Origin of the sequence: Rhizobium subbaraonis, from assembly GCF_900220975.1 — a bacterium.
In the GTDB taxonomy this organism is placed as follows: Bacteria; Pseudomonadota; Alphaproteobacteria; order Rhizobiales; family Rhizobiaceae; genus Mycoplana; species Mycoplana subbaraonis.
In genome coordinates this window covers 242,735-260,086 of the sequence record NZ_OBQD01000003.1, presented here as the reverse complement: position 1 = coordinate 260,086, position 17,352 = coordinate 242,735, and the positions used below count along the sequence as shown (strand labels likewise).

The following is a 17,352-nucleotide window of genomic DNA, read 5'->3' as shown; positions in this document are numbered from 1 at the left end:
GCCTCTGTCGGCAATGGTCGTCCCTGCGCCGGATCGCGACAGGAAATTCCACGCCGGCCGGCAAAAAATTGCATTCCTTTCGTGACGCGGCGGGGCTTTTGCGCTAGGGAACGCCTGACAAGGGCTGGCGGAACGGCTTTTTCGCCCCCACATGCCATGCCTGACCGGATTTGAGGAACACGTCGATGCCAGCCTATCGCTCCCGAACCACCACCCACGGCCGCAACATGGCCGGTGCCCGCGGCCTCTGGCGCGCGACCGGCATGAAGGATGCGGATTTCGGAAAGCCGATCATCGCGGTGGTCAATTCGTTCACCCAGTTCGTGCCCGGCCACGTGCACCTGAAGGACCTCGGCCAGCTGGTCGCCCGCGAGATCGAGGCAGCCGGCGGCGTCGCCAAGGAATTCAACACGATCGCCGTCGACGACGGCATCGCCATGGGCCATGACGGCATGCTCTATTCGCTGCCGAGCCGCGAGATCATCGCAGACAGCGTCGAGTACATGGTCAACGCCCATTGCGCCGACGCCATGGTCTGCATCTCCAACTGCGACAAGATCACGCCCGGCATGCTGAATGCCGCCATGCGCCTCAACATCCCGGCCGTCTTCGTCTCCGGCGGTCCGATGGAAGCCGGCAAGGTCGTCCTGCACGGCAAGACGCACGCGCTCGACCTGGTCGACGCCATGGTCGCCGCCGCCGACGACAAAATCTCCGACGAGGACGTCAAGGTCATCGAGCGCTCCGCCTGCCCGACCTGCGGTTCGTGCTCGGGCATGTTCACGGCCAACTCGATGAACTGTCTCACCGAAGCCCTCGGCCTGTCCCTGCCCGGCAACGGCTCGACGCTCGCCACCCACGCCGATCGCAAGCGCCTTTTCGTCGAGGCCGGCCACCTGATCGTCGACCTCGCCCGCCGTTACTACGAGCAGGAGGACGACAGCATCCTGCCGCGCAACGTCGCCAACAAGAAGGCTTTCGAGAACGCCATGTCGCTCGACATCGCCATGGGCGGATCGACCAATACGGTGCTTCACATCCTTGCGGCCGCCTATGAGGGCGGGATCGACTTCAACCTCGACGACATCGACCGGCTTTCCCGGAACGTCCCGTGCCTTTCCAAGGTCGCCCCCGCCAAGAACGACGTTCACATGGAGGACGTCCATCGTGCCGGCGGCATCATGCGCATCCTCGGCGAACTCGAGCGCGGTGGGCTGATCCACCGCGACAGCCCGACTGTGCACGCCGCGACCCTTGGCGACGCCATCGACCGCTGGGACATCACCCGCACCAGCAGCGAGACCGTGCGCACCTTCTTCCGCGCCGCCCCCGGCGGCATCCCGACCCAGGTCGCCTTCAGCCAGGAAGCCCGCTGGGACGAGCTCGACACCGACGGCGAAAAGGGCGTCATCCGCTCGGTCGAAAACCCCTTCTCCAAGGACGGCGGCCTCGCCGTGCTGAAGGGCAACATCGCGCTGGACGGCTGCATCGTGAAGACGGCCGGCGTCGATGAATCGATCCTGAAGTTCACCGGCCCCGCCGTCGTCTTCGAAAGCCAGGACGCGGCCGTGAAGGGAATCCTCGGCGGCGAGGTCAAGGCCGGCGACGTCGTCGTCATCCGCTACGAAGGCCCGAAGGGCGGCCCCGGCATGCAGGAAATGCTCTATCCGACGAGCTACCTGAAGTCGAAGGGGCTGGGCAAGGCCTGCGCGCTGATCACCGACGGCCGCTTCTCCGGCGGCACCTCGGGTCTGTCGATCGGCCACGCCTCTCCGGAAGCGGCGAACGGCGGCGCGATCGGTCTCGTCCGCCAGGGCGACATGATCGAGATCGACATCCCGAACCGCACGATCAACCTTGCAGTTTCGGACGCCGAACTCGCCGCCCGCCGCGCCGAACAGGACAAGCTCGGCTGGAAGCCGGCGCAGCCACGCAAGCGCAACGTCACCACGGCGCTGAAGGCCTATGCCGCCTTCGCAAGCTCCGCCGACCTTGGCGCCGTGCGCATTCTGCCGGAATAGGCTTTCCCCAAAACATTGACAGAAGCGGAAGGCCGGCCCCACGCCGGCCTTTTGCATTCCTGCCGCAGGGTGAACCCTGGAGGCCAGCCCGGCCTGCGCTCGGAGCAGGATATGCTCCATCGGCCTGGGTATCGCCTCAGAGCGGCCGGCTGATGTTCTTGTAGGCCTCGTCCAACTGCTGCATGCGCTTGTCGTAGGCGCCCTTGATGCAGGCGACATCGGGGCCGCAGGCCTGGCGCTCCTTCAGCCATTGCGACTGGCGATCCTGCATTTCGCCGCGCGCGCCCATCGCCACCAGACCGGTCAGGATGTCGAAGGTCGTGACCATCCGGACGTCGGCGTCGTTCAGCGCCCTGTTGTCGCAGATCGCTTTCTCGTCTGCCGCAAGGTCGGCGCGGTCGCAGTCGAAGCTTGCGGCCGCCGCCGGCAGGGCCGCCGAAAGGATGACAAGGCAAAGCGCGGGCAGGCTGAAGGCGGGTTTGTTTTTCATGGCGTCCAACTCCTCGTGAGCGGCGTTAGATATGGCCGGCGCTTTTTTTGACAAGGGAATGTCGGAATGCCGGGCTATGCTGCGTCCTTGAGGCACACGCAGCCGCAAGGCCGGCAACTTTGACATGCACGGCAAACGTTGATATCAACGTAAATAGTCGAAATGTTCCGTGAAAGAGGAGTTACGAACATGAGACAGGAGCACGAAGTCGTTTCGCGCGAGGATTGGGTCAAGGCGCGCCAGGCGCTATTGGCCATGGAGAAGGAGGAGACCCGTCTGCGCGACAAGGTGCGCGCCGAGCGACTGGCGCTGCCCTGGGTGCGGGTGGACAAGGCCTATGCCTTCGACACGCCGGCCGGCAGGAAAACGCTTGCCGACCTGTTCGACGGGCGCAGCCAGCTGATGGTCTACCATTTCATGTTCGGTCCGGACTGGGAAGCCGGCTGCCCCGGCTGCTCGTTCATGGCCGATCACATCGACGGCATGCTGCCCCATCTCAACCACCACGACGTCACCTTCATCTGCATTTCCCGCGCGCCGCTGGAAAAGATCGAGGCCTACAAGAAACGCATGGGCTGGAAGTTCCCGTGGTACTCTTCTTACGGCAGCGACTTCAACTTCGACTATCACGTCTCCTTCACCAGGGAAGAGCTCGGGCGCGGCAAGGTCTACTACAACTTTCGCGAGACGCCGTCCGAGGACGCCCATGACGAACTGCCCGGCATGAGCGCCTTCTTTAGGGACGAGGACGGGACCGTGTACCATACCTATTCGGAATATTCCCGCGGCGGGGAGGAACTGCTGAGCACGCTGATGACGCTCGACCGCGCACCGAAGGGCCGCAACGAGACCGGCACGCTGAGCTTCGTCAAGCGCAAGGACGAATACGGCGACGCGCCGAAAGCGCAATCCTGCTGCAGCTAGCCAGCGTCGGACACCGGGCCTGCGCGCCTTCGGCTTCCGCAACGAAGACTTCGAACAATCCAGGAGAAAATCATGTCCGATACCCAAGGCAAGTTCGTCTGGTACGAATTGATGACCAGCGACATCGGCGCGGCCGAAAAGTTCTACAAGACCGTTGTCGGCTGGAATGCCAAGGACGCCGGCATGCCGGATATGAACTACACGGTGTTTTCGGCAAACGATCAGATGGTAGCCGGCCTGATGAACACCCCGAAGGAGGCAGAAGGCATGCCGCCGGCCTGGATCGGCTACATCGGCGTCGACAGCGTCGATGCAACCGCCAAGGAGATCGCGGCCAAGGGCGGCAAGGTCTACCGGGAGCCGGAAGACATTCCCGGCATCGGCCGCTTCGCCGTCGTCGGCGATCCGCACGGCGCCGCCTTTTGCCTGTTCAGCTCTAGTGACGAGCCCCCGCCGGCCGGTGAACAGATGGCTCCCGGCCACGTCGGCTGGCACGAGCTGATGGCGGGCGATCTGGAGGGCGCCTGGCCGTTCTACGCCTCCCTCTTCGGCTGGGAGAAGGACGAGGCGCTGGATATGGGCGAGATGGGCACCTATCAGCTCTTCAAGTCGCACGGCCAGACGATCGGCGGCATGATGACGAAGCCGAAGGACCTCCCCGCACCGCCGCACTGGGGCTTCTACTTCGTCGTCGATGCGATCGACGCGGCCATCGACCGCGTCAATGGCGCAGGCGGGCAGGTCGTCATGGGACCAATGGAGGTGCCCGGCGGCGCATGGATCATCCAGGGAATCGATCCGCAGGGCGCGCATTTCGCCCTCGTCGGTTCGAGGCGCTGAGGCCCCCGGGCGCCACGGCCCTTGCAATCTCGCTTTGCATTGCACAAACTTCCCCTCGATGGCGGCAAAGACCGTCACGAGGGGAAAAGCGAGCTGATGTCGATCAAGGCCAGTATCTACCATCTGACCCACTATAAATATGACAATCCGGTCCGCCTGGGACCACAGATCATCCGGCTGAAGCCGGCCGCGCACTCGAAAACCAAGGTGATCGGCCATTCGCTGAAGGTCTCGCCGGCGAATCACTTCGTCAACCTGCAGCAGGATCCTTACGGCAACTACCTCGCCCGATATGTCTTTCCCGAGCCCGTGACCGAGCTGAAGATCGAGGTCGATCTCGTCGCCGACATGACGGTCTACAATCCCTTCGACTTCTTCGTCGAGGAGGAGGCCGAGCACTGGCCGTTCGACTATCCGGCCGACCTGCGCGAGGATTTGCACATCTACCGCGAGCCGGAACCGCTGACGCCGGCGCTTTCAGCCTTCCTCGACACCGTCGACCGCTCCCGCCAGCGCACCGTCGACATGGTCGTCGGTCTCAATGCGAAGCTGCAGCAAAAGGTCGACTACGTCATCCGCATGGAACCCGGCGTGCAGACGCCCGAGGAGACGCTGACGCTCGCGCTCGGCTCCTGCCGTGACTCGAGTTGGCTGCTGGTGCAGATCCTGCGCAATCTGGGTTTCGCCGCGCGCTTCGTCTCCGGTTACCTGATCCAGTTGACACCGGACCTCAAGGCACTGGACGGCCCGTCCGGCACCGACCACGACTTCACCGACCTGCATGCATGGTGCGAAGTCTATCTCCCTGGCGCCGGCTGGATCGGCCTCGACCCGACTTCGGGCCTCCTGACCGGCGAAAGCCATATCCCCCTGGCCGCAACCCCGCACTATCGCAACGCAGCACCGATCACCGGCGGCTATTTCGGCGAAGCGAATACCAGCTTCGACTTCGCCATGAAGATCGACCGCGTCGCCGAACACCCGCGGATCACCAAGCCCTTCTCCGACGAATCCTGGGAGGCGCTGAACGCGCTGGGCAAGGACGTCGACCAGGTGCTCGCAAACAACGACGTGCGCCTGACGATGGGCGGCGAGCCGACCTTCGTCTCCATCGACGATTTTGAGTCCGAGGAATGGAACACCGGCGCCGTTGGCCCGACCAAGCGGGAGAAGGCAGACGCGCTGATCCGGCGCCTGCGCGAGCGCTTCGCCCCCGGCGGCTTCCTGCATTATGGCCAGGGCAAGTGGTATCCCGGCGAAAGCCTGCCCCGCTGGACCTTCTCGCTCTACTGGCGCCGCGACGGCAAGCCGATCTGGTCCGATCCCGAGCTGATCGCCGAGGAACATGCCACCCATCCGGTGTCAGACGGCGATGCAGAGCGTCTCCTGACGACGATCGCCGGCGAGCTCGGCATCGAGACGGAGATGGTGCTTCCGGCCTATGAGGACCCCGGCGAGTGGCTCCTGAAGGAAGCAAACCTCCCCGACAACGTCGACCCGTCGAACTCCAAGCTGGAGGATCCGGAAGCTCGAAGCCGCATCGCCCGCGTCTTCGAGCGGGGACTGACCAGGCCAAGCGGCTACGTGCTGCCCGTGCAGGCGTGGAACGCTCGTGCCGCCGGCCAGCGCTGGATCAGCGAGAAATGGCAGACCCGGCGCGGCCGCCTCTTTCTCGTCCCCGGCGACAGCCCGGTCGGCTACCGCCTGCCGCTGGGCTCGCTGCCCTGGATTCCACCCTCCGCCTACCCCTACATCAACCCCGTCGATCCCACGGTCGAACGCGGCGACCTGCCGGACTTTGCCGATCCGCACCGCCAGATCACGATGGACTTCCACGCCACCGAAGGCCAGCAGGAACAGGTCGAGCAGGTCGTGTCCGATATCGTCGGCAAGGTCCGCACGGCCATCAGCGTCGAGCCCCGCGACGGCAGGCTCTGCGTCTTCATGCCGCCGACCAAAGGCGTCGAGGAATATCTCGAGCTCATCGCCGCGGCCGAACGCGCCGCAAGCGCACTCGGCCTGCCGGTGCATATCGAGGGCTATGCGCCCCCGCACGACGAGCGGCTGAACGTCGTCCGCGTCGCGCCGGATCCCGGCGTCATCGAGGTGAACATTCACCCGGCCTACGACTGGCAGGACTGCGTCGACATCACCACCGCCGTCTACGAGGAGGCTCGCCAGAGCCGGCTGGGCGCTGACAAGTTCATGATCGACGGCCGCCATACCGGCACCGGCGGCGGCAACCACGTCGTCGTCGGCGGCAAGAATCCGAACGACAGCCCCTTCCTGCGCCGGCCGGACCTTCTGAAGAGCCTCGTGCTGCACTGGCAGCGCCATCCCTCTCTCTCCTATCTCTTTTCCGGCCTGTTCATCGGCCCGACGAGCCAGGCGCCGCGCATCGACGAGGCCCGCCACGACGGCCTGTACGAGCTGGAGATCGCGCTTTCGCAGGTGCCCGCCCCCGGCGAGGGTGCGCCACCGCTTCCCTGGCTCGTCGACCGGCTGTTCCGCAACCTGCTCGTCGACGTCACCGGCAACACCCACCGCTCCGAGATCTGCATCGACAAGCTGTTCTCGCCCGATGGCCCGACCGGCCGGCTGGGCCTGGTGGAATTCCGCGGCTTCGAGATGCCGCCGAATGCGCGCATGAGCCTGGCGCAGCAGCTCCTGATCCGGGCACTGATCGCCCGCTTCTGGCTGAAGCCGGCCACGGGTTCCTTCGTCCGCTGGGGTACGACGTTGCACGACCGGTTCATGCTGCCGCATCACGTCTGGCAGGATTTCCTCGAGGTGCTCGCCGATCTCAGGCAGAACGGCTTCGAAATCCGCCCGGAATGGTTCGCAGCCCAGCTGGAATTCCGCTTCCCCTTCTGCGGCGAGGTCGAGTACGAGGGCGCGAAGCTGGAGCTGCGCCAGGCGCTGGAGCCCTGGCATGTGATGGGCGAGCAGGGCGCCATCGGCGGCACGGTGCGCTATGTCGATTCGTCCGTCGAGCGGCTGCAGGTGAAGCTGGAGACGGCGAACCCGCAACGCTATGTCGTCACCTGCAACCGCCGGCGGGTGCCGCTCGCGCCGACCGCGGAGAGCGGCGTCGCCGTTGCCGGCGTCCGTTACAAGGCCTGGCAGCCGGCTTCCGGCCTGCACCCCGCGCTGCCCGTTAATACGCCGCTCACCTTCGACATTTATGATACATGGTCTCACAGAGCGGTGGGCGGCTGCATTTACCACGTTGCCCATCCGGGCGGGCGAAACTATGACACCTTCCCTGTGAACGGAAACGAGGCGGAAGCCAGACGACTGGCCCGCTTCGAGCCCTGGGGACACACCCCGGGCGGCTACGGGGTTTACGAAGAAGCCATCTCGCGGGAGTTCCCGCTGACACTCGATCTTCGTCGTCCCGCAGGAGTGTAGGACTTGACATCAACGGCTGCCGAGGCGGAGCGTATCGACGGGAACCCGGTATTGGAGGGGCTCATGAAATATGCGCCCTTGCCGGGCATCGCCGACGAGATGGTCGCCCCCGACGGCACCGTGCGACCGGTCTGGCAGCCGCTCCTCTCGGCTCTCCGCCGGATGGACGAGGCGGAACTGGCAAGCCGCTTCGCCCGCGCCGACCGCTATCTGCGCGACGCCGGCGTCTTCTACCGCGCCTATGGCAAGGATGCCGGCGGCGAGCGTGCATGGCCGTTGTCGCACATACCGGTGCTGATCGATCAGTCCGAATGGGAGACGCTGTCGCGCGGCTTGGTTCAGCGGGCCGAGCTGCTGGAGATGATCGCGGCCGACATCTACGGCCCTGCCCGGCTGGTGTCGGAGGGCCTCTTGCCGGCATCCCTCATTGGCACCAATTCCGAATATCTGCGCCCTCTGGTGGGACTGACGCCCGCCGGCGGCCACTTCCTGCACTTCTGTTCCTTCGAGGTCGGACGCGGCCCCGACGGCAACTGGTGGGTGCTGTCCGACAGGACCGAGGCGCCATCGGGCGCCGGCTTTGCGCTGGAGAACCGCGTCGCCACCGCCCGCGCCTTCTCCGACGTCTATGCCGAAGCGCATGTGCACAGGCTTGCGGGCTTTTTCGGCGCCTTTCGCGACGCGCTTCTGGCCGGCCGCCAGTTCGAGGACGACCGTATCGCCGTGCTCTCGCCGGGTCCGGCCAACGAGACCTATTTCGAACACGCCTATATCGCCCGCTACCTCGGCTTCACCCTCTTGGAAGGCGAGGACCTGACGGTTGTTCGCGGCCGGGTGATGGTGCGCACGGTCGCGGGGCTTAAGCCCGTCAGCGTGTTGTGGCGGCGCCTCGACGCCAGCTTCGCCGACCCGCTGGAGTTGAACCACCAGTCGCAGCTCGGCACGCCCGGCATCGTCGAGGCCCTGCGCGCAGGTTCCGTGCGCATCGTCAACGCGCTTGGCACCGGCATCCTGGAGACCCGCGCGCTGCTCGCCTTCATGCCAACCATCTGCCGGCACCTGACCGGCGAGGACCTGCTGCTGCCGAGCATCGCCACCTGGTGGTGCGGCCAGAAACTGGAGCGCGAGCAGGTCGCCGCCAATATCGAAAAGATGGTTATCGGACCGGCCTTCTCCACGCGTCCCTTCTTCGACGACAACGGCCGCTCCGTGCTGGGCTCCGCCTTGCGCGAAAACGCCAAGCTTTCGATCACGGACTGGCTCGACAGCGACGGCAGCGGCCTCGTCGGTCAGGAGGCCGTCACGCTTTCCACGACGCCGGCCTATGTCGACGGCAAGCTGGTGCCTCGGCCGATGAGCCTGCGCGTCTTCGCCGCCCGCACCGGCGACGGCTGGCAGATCATGCCCGGCGGCTTCGCCCGCATCAGCTCCGGCAACGATGTTTCGGCGATCACCATGCAGGACGGCGGGTCCGCCGCCGACGTCTGGATCGTCAGCGACAAGCCGGTCGACCGGACGACACTGCTGCCCGCCGACGAAAATTTCACCCGCAACATGCCCGGCAGCCTGCCGAGCCGGGCCGCCGACAATCTCTTCTGGCTCGGCCGCTACATCGAGCGCGCCGAAGGCGCACTGCGGATCCTGCGCGCCTGGCACGGCCGCTTCGCCGAATATGCCGATCCGGACCAGCCGCTGCTGAGGGACGTCACCGATTATCTGAAGGAACTGGACATCGACACGGCCGAGCCCGTGCCGTCGAGCCTGGTGATCAACATCGACAGCGCCGTTTTCAGCGCCAGCAACATTCGCGACCGCTTCTCCCCGGACGGCTGGCTGGCCCTTGCCGACCTCGCAAAGACCGCGCGCCGCTTCCATTCGTCCGTCCAGCCCGGCGACGACGCGACGCGCGCGATGACCGTCCTGCTGCGCAAGCTCGCGGGCTTTGCCGGCCTCGTGCACGAGAACATGTACCGTTTCACCGGCTGGCGCTTCCTTTCGATCGGCCGCTATCTCGAGCGCGGCCTGCACATGACGCGCCTCCTGCGCCACCTCGCCGGCGAGGATGCCCCGGACGGCGCGCTCGACATGCTTCTGGAGATAGGCGACAGCGTGATGACCCACCGCCGCCGCTACAACGTGGCGACGGCGCGGCTGACCGTGACCGATCTTCTCGCGCTCGATCCGCTGAACCCGCGCTCCGTGCTCTACCAGCTGAACGAGATCAAGACGGAGATCGAGCAACTGCCCTTCGCCTACTCGAACGGGCAGATGTCTCCCTTCTATCGCGAGGCGATGCGCCTGCATGCGGGCCTCGCCGTCATGACGCCGGAAGGAATGACGCCCGAGGCCTATCGCCGCTTCGAAGGCGAGCTTGAAAAGCTGTCCGATATCCTCGGCCAGACCTACCTGAGCTGAGACCCCCACACCATGCTGTACGACATCAACCTGCGCATCGAGTACGACTACGAGGTTGCGGTCTCCGGCGGCCGGCACATGGTCCGTATCCTGCCGCGCTCGATTCCCGGCCGCCAGCGGCTGATCGCCGGCGCGATCGACATCGTCCCCCAGCCGGTGGAGCGCAACGGCCTCGTCGATTTCTTCGAGAACTCGGCGACCTCGATCCTCTTCCGCAATGCCCATGACCGGCTGGAGGTTGACATGCAGGCACGGGTGCAGGTGGATATCCGCGAGGACCTTCCGGATTTTTCGCCGCGCCCGGGCGAGCTTTCCAGGGAGATCGCGGCCTATTGGTCTCTCGATCCGGCATCGCCCCACCACTTCACCGGTCACAGCCCCCGCCTGCCCCATTGTCCGGTGATTGCCGAGTACGCGCGCTCGATCGCCCGCGACGGTATGACCGTGCAGGAGATCGGCAACGCGATCTGCGAGCGCATCCATGCAGACTTCACCTATGACGCCGAAGCGACGTCGGTGGAGACCACCCCCATCGAGGCATTCCGCCTCAAGCGTGGCGTCTGCCAGGATTTCACCCATGTGATGATCGTGGCGCTGCGCAGCCTCGGCATTCCCGCAGGCTATGTCAGCGGCTTCCTGCGCACCATCCCGCCGGCGGGAAAGGAGAGGCTCGAAGGCGCCGACGCAATGCACGCCTGGGTGCGCCTCTGGTGCGGGCGCGTGACCGGCTGGATCGAGCTGGACCCGACCAACAACATCCCCGCCGGCAGCGACCACATCGTCGTCGGCTATGGCCGCGACTACGCCGACGTGGCACCCGTCATCGGCATCGTCAAGAGCTACGGCCAGCAGACGACGTCACAGGCCGTCGACGTCATTCCCGTGACCCCGCAGGGTTAGGCAAAGGCAAACCGGAGGGGTTGTCCGATTTTGGCACAGGCGGCCGGCGGCCTGCCTGCGAGTCCCGATTGGAGACACCGGCCACCACCCGCAACCCACTGCTTTCCGGGCTCTTTTTCGCATATGCCTCCAATTTTAGCTTTTGCCGAAACCGGCGGATAATTTTTCCACGCTATCGTCGCTGCAACATTATGACGATGGGGTGGCTTCCAAAATGAAACTGGCAACGGAAAAACAGGGTGTCCTTTCCCGCCTGATAAAGGACCGTCGCGGTAACTTCGGCATGATGACGGCATTGCTGCTTCCGGTGCTGCTGGGCGCCGGCGGCATCTCTATCGACCTGACGCAGATCATGATGACGAAGTCGCGGCTGCAGGATGCGGCCGACTCGGCAGCCCTTGCAGCCGCCTCGGCGCTGGCAAACGACAAGTACACGGAGGCGGACGCAAAGCTTCTGGCCATGCAGTTCCTCAAGACGCAGATGCAGGACGGCAGCGATCTCGACGACGAGGCGGCCAAGGAGAAATTGGAGCTTCTGTCCAACTCCGAAATCGATATCCAGCAGATTGCGACGGTCGGCACCGGAAAACAGTTCGTGGTGCAGATCAATGCCCAGTATGGCGTGGACCTCAACCCGCTCACCCGCCTGCTGGTCAAGGACGTCTCCACCGTGAACGCGTCGACCTCGGCCAAGAGCGCCACGGAATCGAAGAACGCACTTTCGATGTTCCTCGTGCTCGACCGCTCCGGCTCGATGTCGTTCATCACCAACGATATCGCCAGCAGCACGCAGAAGTGCAAGAACTGGACGGAGAAGAACTGGGGCAGCAACATCTCCGAGACGAAGCCTTGCTACACCCGCAAGATCGGCGCGCTGAAACTGGCGGTCGCCAATCTCGTGACGCAGCTGAATACCGCAGACCCGAACAAGGAGCTCGTTCGCACGGCCGCGGTGTCCTACAACGACAAAATGCAGACTGAAACGACGTTTGCCTGGGGCACGGACGCCGCCCTCGCCTACGTCAATGCGCTGCCGACCCAGCCGGAGGGCGGTACCGATTCACATGCCGCCTTCGGCAAGGCTTACGAGAAGCTGACGATCTCCGACACGTCGAATGAGAAGACCGAGGAAGAATACCACAAGGAGAAGAACGGCCAGGTTCCGACCAAGTACATCGTCTTCATGACCGACGGCGAAAACACCGCCTACAACGGCAGCTCGAACGACTCCAATTCGAAGAAGTCCGACAAGGAGACGAAGGCCTATTGCGATCTTGCCCGCACGGCCAAGATCGAGGTCTACACCGTGGCCTTCATGGCCCCGAAGCGCGGACAGGAGCTTCTGCAGTACTGCTCGACCACGACCTCACACTACTATGAGGCCAAGGACATGGCCCAGTTGGTCGCCGCCTTCAAGACGATCGGCGAACGAGCCGCAGGCGCCTATGCCCGCCTGACGCATTAGACTTTCGCAAACCCCGCACATTCACAAGGCCCGCCGTCCGGATCGGACAGCGGGCCTCTGTCTATTTCCTGGCCATCCGCCGTGCACCCACCGCATGGCTCCTTTCTTCCAGCGCTGTATTGCAAGCGCTTCGGATAGATGCAAAATTGCGTCAAATCGCCACGTTTTGTGTCTGCCGATCAGTAGAGAAGGGCTTCGTTACCACCCATGATGAACAGGGTCTCCGCCAACGAAATCCCCGCTCCCGCACCACGATCCACCGAGCCGTCGCAGCTTGCGACCGAGCTGGTGGAACGCCTGAAATACCGCATCGGCAAGGACCCGAAGGTCGCCAAGCCACACGACTGGCTGACGGCGGCGATCCTGGTCGTACGCGACCGCATCACCGACAAGTGGATGGATTCGACGCGCCGCACCTACGCCACCGGTGCCAAGCGCGTCTACTATCTGTCGCTCGAGTTCCTCATCGGCCGACTGATGCGCGACGCGATGACGAACATCGGCCTGATGGATGAGATGCGCGAGGCGCTCGCCTCGCTCGGCGTCGATATCGACATCATCGCCGAGCTCGAACCGGACGCGGCACTCGGCAATGGCGGTCTCGGCCGGCTTGCCGCCTGTTTCATCGAATCCATGGCGACGACCGATGTGCCGGCCTATGGTTACGGCATCCGCTACGTTCACGGCCTCTTCCGTCAGCAGATCGCCGACGGCTGGCAGGTGGAACTTCCGGAGACCTGGCTGGCGCACGGCAATCCCTGGGAATTCGAACGACGCGAAAGCTCCTATGAAATCGGCTTCGGCGGGGCTGTCGAGACGCTGGATCTCGGCGACGGCAAGCAGCGCTTTGTCTGGAAGCCCGCCGAGCGCGTGATCGCAACCGCATACGACACGCCGGCCGTCGGCTGGCGCGCCAAGCGCGTCAACACGCTCCGCCTCTGGGCGGCAAACCCGATCGATCCGATCCTTCTCGACGCCTTCAACGCCGGCGACCACATCGGCGCGCTGCGCGACAGCAACAAGGCCGAGAGCCTGACGCGGGTTCTCTACCCGGCAGACGCCACGCCCGCCGGTCAGGAACTGCGCCTGCGCCAGGAGTTCTTCTTCTCGTCCGCCTCGCTGCAGGACATCCTGCGCCGCCACCTGCAGCAGTATCCGGATTTCAGCTCGCTGCCGGATGCGGTCGCGATCCAGCTGAACGATACGCATCCGGCGGTATCGGTGGCCGAGCTCGTGCGCCTGCTGACCGATATGCACGGTCTTGATTTCGATACCGCCTGGGACCTCACCCGTCGCACCTTCGGCTACACCAACCACACGCTTCTGCCCGAGGCGCTGGAGAGCTGGCCGGTTCCGCTCTTCGAGCGGTTGCTGCCGCGGCATATGCAGATCGTCTACGCGATCAACGCGAAGATCCTGATCGAGGCCCGCAAGGAACGCGGCGCCGACGACCAGAGCGTCCGCAACATCTCGCTGATCGAGGAAGGCGGCGAGCGCCGGGTGCGGATGGGCAACCTCGCCTTCGTCGGCTCGCATTCCGTCAACGGGGTCTCCGCGCTGCACACGGAACTGATGAAGGAGACGGTCTTCGCCGACCTTCACCGCCTTTACCCCGACCGCATCAACAACAAGACCAACGGCATCACGCCACGGCGCTGGCTGATGCAGTGCAATCCCGGCCTGTTCAACCTCATTCGCGAATCGATCGGTGACGCCTTCGAGGACGACGCCGAACAGCTGAAGGCGCTCGACCGCTTCGCCGGCGATTCCGCCTTCCGCGAGCGTTTCGCCGCGATCAAGCGCGAGAACAAGGTGCGGCTCGCCAATCTTGTGCAGGCCAGGATCGGCGTCCGCCTCGATCCGGGCGCCATGTTCGACATCCAGATCAAGCGCATCCACGAATACAAGCGCCAGCTGCTCAACATCGTCGAGGCCGTGGCGCTCTACGACCAGATCCGTTCGCGGCCGGAACTCGACTGGGTACCCCGCGTCAAGCTTTTCGCCGGCAAGGCGGCGCCGAGCTATCACAATGCCAAGCTGATCATCAAACTGGCGAACGACGTCGCCCGCGTCATCAACAACGATCCCGCCGTGCGCGGCCTGCTCAAGGTCGTGTTCGTTCCGAACTACAACGTCTCGCTTGCCGAGGTCATGGTTCCGGCAGCCGACCTTTCCGAGCAGATCTCGACGGCAGGCATGGAAGCGTCGGGAACCGGCAACATGAAGTTCGCGCTGAACGGCGCGCTGACGATCGGGACGCTCGACGGCGCCAATGTCGAAATGCGCGACCACGTGGGCGCGGAAAACATCGTCATCTTCGGCATGACCGCAGACGAAGTCGCCCGGGTTCGCGCCGAGGGCCATAACCCGCGCGCCATCATCGAGGGTTCGCCGGAGCTGTCGCAGGCGCTGTCGGCCATCTCTTCGGGCGTGTTCTCTCCCGACGACCGTGGCCGCTTTGCCGGCCTGATCGACGGCCTCTACAACCACGACTGGTTCATGGTCGCGGCCGACTTCGATGCCTATGCCAAGGCGCAGCGCGACGTCGATGCGCTCTGGTCCGACACGGCCGCCTGGAACTCCAAGGCGGTCCTGAACACGGCGCGGATGGGCTGGTTCTCCTCCGACAGGACCATCCGTCAGTACGCGACCGAGATCTGGGGCGCTTGATGGCAAAAAAAGACCCGCTGGCAAAGCAATCGACGGGTCTGGCGAAGGCCGAAATCGAGGCAATTCTGGACGGCCGCCATTCGGATCCCTTCGCCGTACTCGGCATCCAGCAGGTCGATGACAAGTTCGTCGCGCGCTGCTTCATCCCGAATGCCGAAACCGTCTCTGCCGAAACAATGGCCGGCAAGACGATTGGAAATCTCGATCGCCTCGATGCCGCGGGTGTCTTCGCCGGCTCCGTCTCCATTCGCAAGCTGCAGCCCATCCGCTACCGCGCGCGCAATGAAGGTGGCGAATGGATCGTCGTCGATCCCTATTCCTTCGGCCCCGTGCTCGGCCCGATGGACGATTACTATATGCGGCAGGGATCGCACCTGCGGCTGTTCGACCGCATGGGTGCCCATCCGCTGACGCTCGACGGTATCGACGGCTTTCATTTCGCCGTCTGGGCGCCCAACGCGCAGCGCGTCTCCGTCGTCGGCGATTTCAACGAATGGGACGGCCGCCGCCACGTCATGCGCCGGCGCGGCGACACCGGCATTTGGGAGATCTTCCTGCCCGGCGTGACCGCCGGCAGCGCCTACAAATACGAGATCGTCGGCAAGAATGGCGAACTGTTGCCTCTGAAGGCCGATCCCTTCGCACGGCGCTCCGAACTGCGTCCGCGCACCGCGTCGATGACCACGGGCGAGATCGATCAAGAATGGGAGGACGAGGCCCATCGCGCCTTCTGGGCCAGCGCCGACGCCCGCCGCCAGCCCATCTCCATCTACGAAGTGCACGCAGCCTCCTGGCAGCGGCGCGACAACGGCGAAATGCTCTCCTGGGACGAACTGGCGGACCGGCTGATCCCCTACTGCGTGGACATGGGCTTCACCCACATCGAATTCCTGCCGATTTCCGAATATCCCTACGACCCGTCCTGGGGCTACCAGACCACCGGGCTCTATGCGCCAACGGCGCGCTTCGGCGAACCGGAAGGATTCGCCCGCTTCGTCAACGGCGCCCACAAGGTGGGCCTCGGCGTCATCCTGGATTGGGTCCCGGCCCATTTCCCGACCGACGAGCACGGCCTGCGCTGGTTCGACGGCACTGCGCTCTACGAACATGAAGACCCCCGCCAGGGCTTTCATCCCGACTGGAACACGGCGATCTACAATTTCGGCCGTCAGGAGGTGCTGGCCTTCCTGATCAACAACGCCCTCTACTGGGCCGAGAAGTTCCATATCGACGGTTTGCGCGTCGATGCGGTCGCCTCCATGCTCTACCTCGACTACTCGCGCAAGCACGGCGAGTGGGTGCCGAACGAATATGGCGGCAACGAGAACCTGGAGGCCGTGCGCTTCCTGCAGACGATGAATTCCCGCGTCTACGGCACCCAGCCGGGCGTAATGACGATCGCCGAGGAATCGACCTCCTGGCCGAAGGTGTCCCATCCCGTCCACGAAGGCGGCCTCGGCTTCGGCTTCAAGTGGAACATGGGCTTCATGCACGACACGCTGCAATTCATGTCGCGCGAGCCGGTGCACCGCAAGTTCCACCACAACGACATGACCTTTGGCCTGCTCTATGCCTTCACGGAGAACTTCGTGCTGCCGCTGAGCCATGACGAAGTGGTCCATGGCAAGGGCTCGCTGATCGCCAAGATGACGGGCGACGACTGGCAGAAGTTCGCCAATCTGCGCGCCTACTACGCCTTCATGTGGGGATACCCCGGCAAGAAGCTCTTGTTCATGGGGCAGGAATTCGCCCAGTGGCGGGAATGGAGCGAGGATCGCGCGCTCGACTGGAACCTGCTCGAATATCGCATGCATGAAGGCATGCGCCGGCTGGTGCGCGACCTCAACGGCACCTACAGGCGCCGGGTGGCCCTGCACGCGCGCGATTGCGAAGGCGAAGGGTTCGAGTGGCTGCTGGCCGACGATCGCGACAATTCCGTCTTCGCCTGGCTGCGCAAGGCGCCGGGCGAAAAGACGATCGCGGTCGTCACCAACTTCACGCCAGTCTACCGCGAAGCCTACCGAATACCGTTGCCGGGCGAGGGCCGCTGGAAGGAGATTCTCAACACCGATGCCGACATCTATGGCGGCTCGGGCAAGGGGAATGGCGGCGCAGTGCAGGCGACAAGAGACAAGAACGGGAACGTTTCAGCCATGATAACATTGCCGCCGCTGGCGACTTTGATGCTGGAACAGGATGCATGACGGACTGGTCGG

The 17,352-nt window shown here is 64.5% G+C and carries 10 protein-coding genes; 9 read left to right on the top strand and 1 reads right to left on the bottom strand.

Annotation, left to right across the window (positions count from 1 at the left end; all coding sequences use genetic code 11):
• Positions 1 to 185: 185 nt before the first annotated feature.
• On the top strand, positions 186 to 2,021 hold the full coding sequence (gene ilvD, locus CRO48_RS05665) for a dihydroxy-acid dehydratase (protein WP_097137154.1): 1,836 nt from the start codon (positions 186 to 188) through the stop codon (positions 2,019 to 2,021).
• A gap of 136 nt (positions 2,022 to 2,157) precedes the next feature.
• Here ilvD and CRO48_RS05660 read toward each other — a convergent pair whose 3' ends face one another.
• Positions 2,158 to 2,511, bottom strand: a complete 354-nt coding sequence (locus tag CRO48_RS05660) for a lysozyme inhibitor LprI family protein (RefSeq protein WP_176526662.1) — start codon at positions 2,509 to 2,511, stop codon at positions 2,158 to 2,160.
• A gap of 189 nt (positions 2,512 to 2,700) precedes the next feature.
• Here CRO48_RS05660 and CRO48_RS05655 point away from each other — a divergent pair, with 189 nt between their 5' ends.
• The 8 genes from CRO48_RS05655 to glgB all read left to right on the top strand — a co-directional run bounded on the left by CRO48_RS05655 (position 2,701) and on the right by glgB (position 17,340).
• A complete protein-coding gene (locus CRO48_RS05655) occupies positions 2,701 to 3,435 on the top strand; it encodes a DUF899 domain-containing protein (protein WP_097137152.1) in 735 nt (244 codons plus the stop codon).
• Positions 3,436 to 3,507: 72 nt separating this feature from the next.
• Positions 3,508 to 4,275, top strand: a complete 768-nt coding sequence (locus tag CRO48_RS05650; protein ID WP_097137150.1) for a VOC family protein — start codon at positions 3,508 to 3,510, stop codon at positions 4,273 to 4,275.
• A 96-nt stretch (positions 4,276 to 4,371) separates the two neighbouring features.
• A complete protein-coding gene (locus CRO48_RS05645; protein ID WP_097137148.1) occupies positions 4,372 to 7,686 on the top strand; it encodes a transglutaminase family protein in 3,315 nt (1,104 codons plus the stop codon).
• Between the two features lie 63 nt (positions 7,687 to 7,749).
• Entirely contained in the window at positions 7,750 to 10,101 is a 2,352-nt protein-coding gene (locus tag CRO48_RS05640) for a circularly permuted type 2 ATP-grasp protein (protein WP_097137146.1), read from the top strand.
• Between the two features lie 12 nt (positions 10,102 to 10,113).
• Positions 10,114 to 11,001: a transglutaminase family protein gene (locus CRO48_RS05635; protein ID WP_097137144.1), complete on the top strand. Its 888-nt coding sequence runs from the start codon at positions 10,114 to 10,116 to the stop codon at positions 10,999 to 11,001.
• 214 nt (positions 11,002 to 11,215) lie between these two features.
• Positions 11,216 to 12,466 (top strand): vWA domain-containing protein, encoded by a 1,251-nt coding sequence (locus tag CRO48_RS05630; protein WP_097137142.1) that lies wholly within the window; start codon positions 11,216 to 11,218, stop codon positions 12,464 to 12,466.
• Between the two features lie 207 nt (positions 12,467 to 12,673).
• Complete coding sequence (locus tag CRO48_RS05625; RefSeq protein ID WP_097137140.1) at positions 12,674 to 15,136, top strand: glycogen/starch/alpha-glucan phosphorylase; 2,463 nt, start codon at positions 12,674 to 12,676, stop codon at positions 15,134 to 15,136.
• The gene (glgB, locus tag CRO48_RS05620; protein WP_097137138.1) at positions 15,136 to 17,340 is read left to right on the top strand and encodes a 1,4-alpha-glucan branching protein GlgB; all 2,205 of its coding nucleotides are present in this window, start codon (positions 15,136 to 15,138) and stop codon (positions 17,338 to 17,340) included. Before CRO48_RS05625 ends, glgB begins: the two co-directional genes overlap by 1 nt.
• Positions 17,341 to 17,352 lie beyond the last annotated feature (12 nt).

What these genes read in the sequence shown, in the direction of transcription:
- ilvD (WP_097137154.1), top strand. Translation starts at nt 186, where the DNA reads ATGCCAGCCTATCGCTCCCGAACCACCACCCACGGCCGCAACATGGCC.
- CRO48_RS05660 (WP_176526662.1), bottom strand. Translation starts at nt 2,511, where the DNA reads ATGAAAAACAAACCCGCCTTCAGCCTGCCCGCGCTTTGCCTTGTCATC.
- CRO48_RS05655 (WP_097137152.1), top strand. Translation starts at nt 2,701, where the DNA reads ATGAGACAGGAGCACGAAGTCGTTTCGCGCGAGGATTGGGTCAAGGCG.
- CRO48_RS05650 (WP_097137150.1), top strand. Translation starts at nt 3,508, where the DNA reads ATGTCCGATACCCAAGGCAAGTTCGTCTGGTACGAATTGATGACCAGC.
- CRO48_RS05645 (WP_097137148.1), top strand. Translation starts at nt 4,372, where the DNA reads ATGTCGATCAAGGCCAGTATCTACCATCTGACCCACTATAAATATGAC.
- CRO48_RS05640 (WP_097137146.1), top strand. Translation starts at nt 7,750, where the DNA reads ATGAAATATGCGCCCTTGCCGGGCATCGCCGACGAGATGGTCGCCCCC.
- CRO48_RS05635 (WP_097137144.1), top strand. Translation starts at nt 10,114, where the DNA reads ATGCTGTACGACATCAACCTGCGCATCGAGTACGACTACGAGGTTGCG.
- CRO48_RS05630 (WP_097137142.1), top strand. Translation starts at nt 11,216, where the DNA reads ATGAAACTGGCAACGGAAAAACAGGGTGTCCTTTCCCGCCTGATAAAG.
- CRO48_RS05625 (WP_097137140.1), top strand. Translation starts at nt 12,674, where the DNA reads ATGATGAACAGGGTCTCCGCCAACGAAATCCCCGCTCCCGCACCACGA.
- glgB (WP_097137138.1), top strand. Translation starts at nt 15,136, where the DNA reads ATGGCAAAAAAAGACCCGCTGGCAAAGCAATCGACGGGTCTGGCGAAG.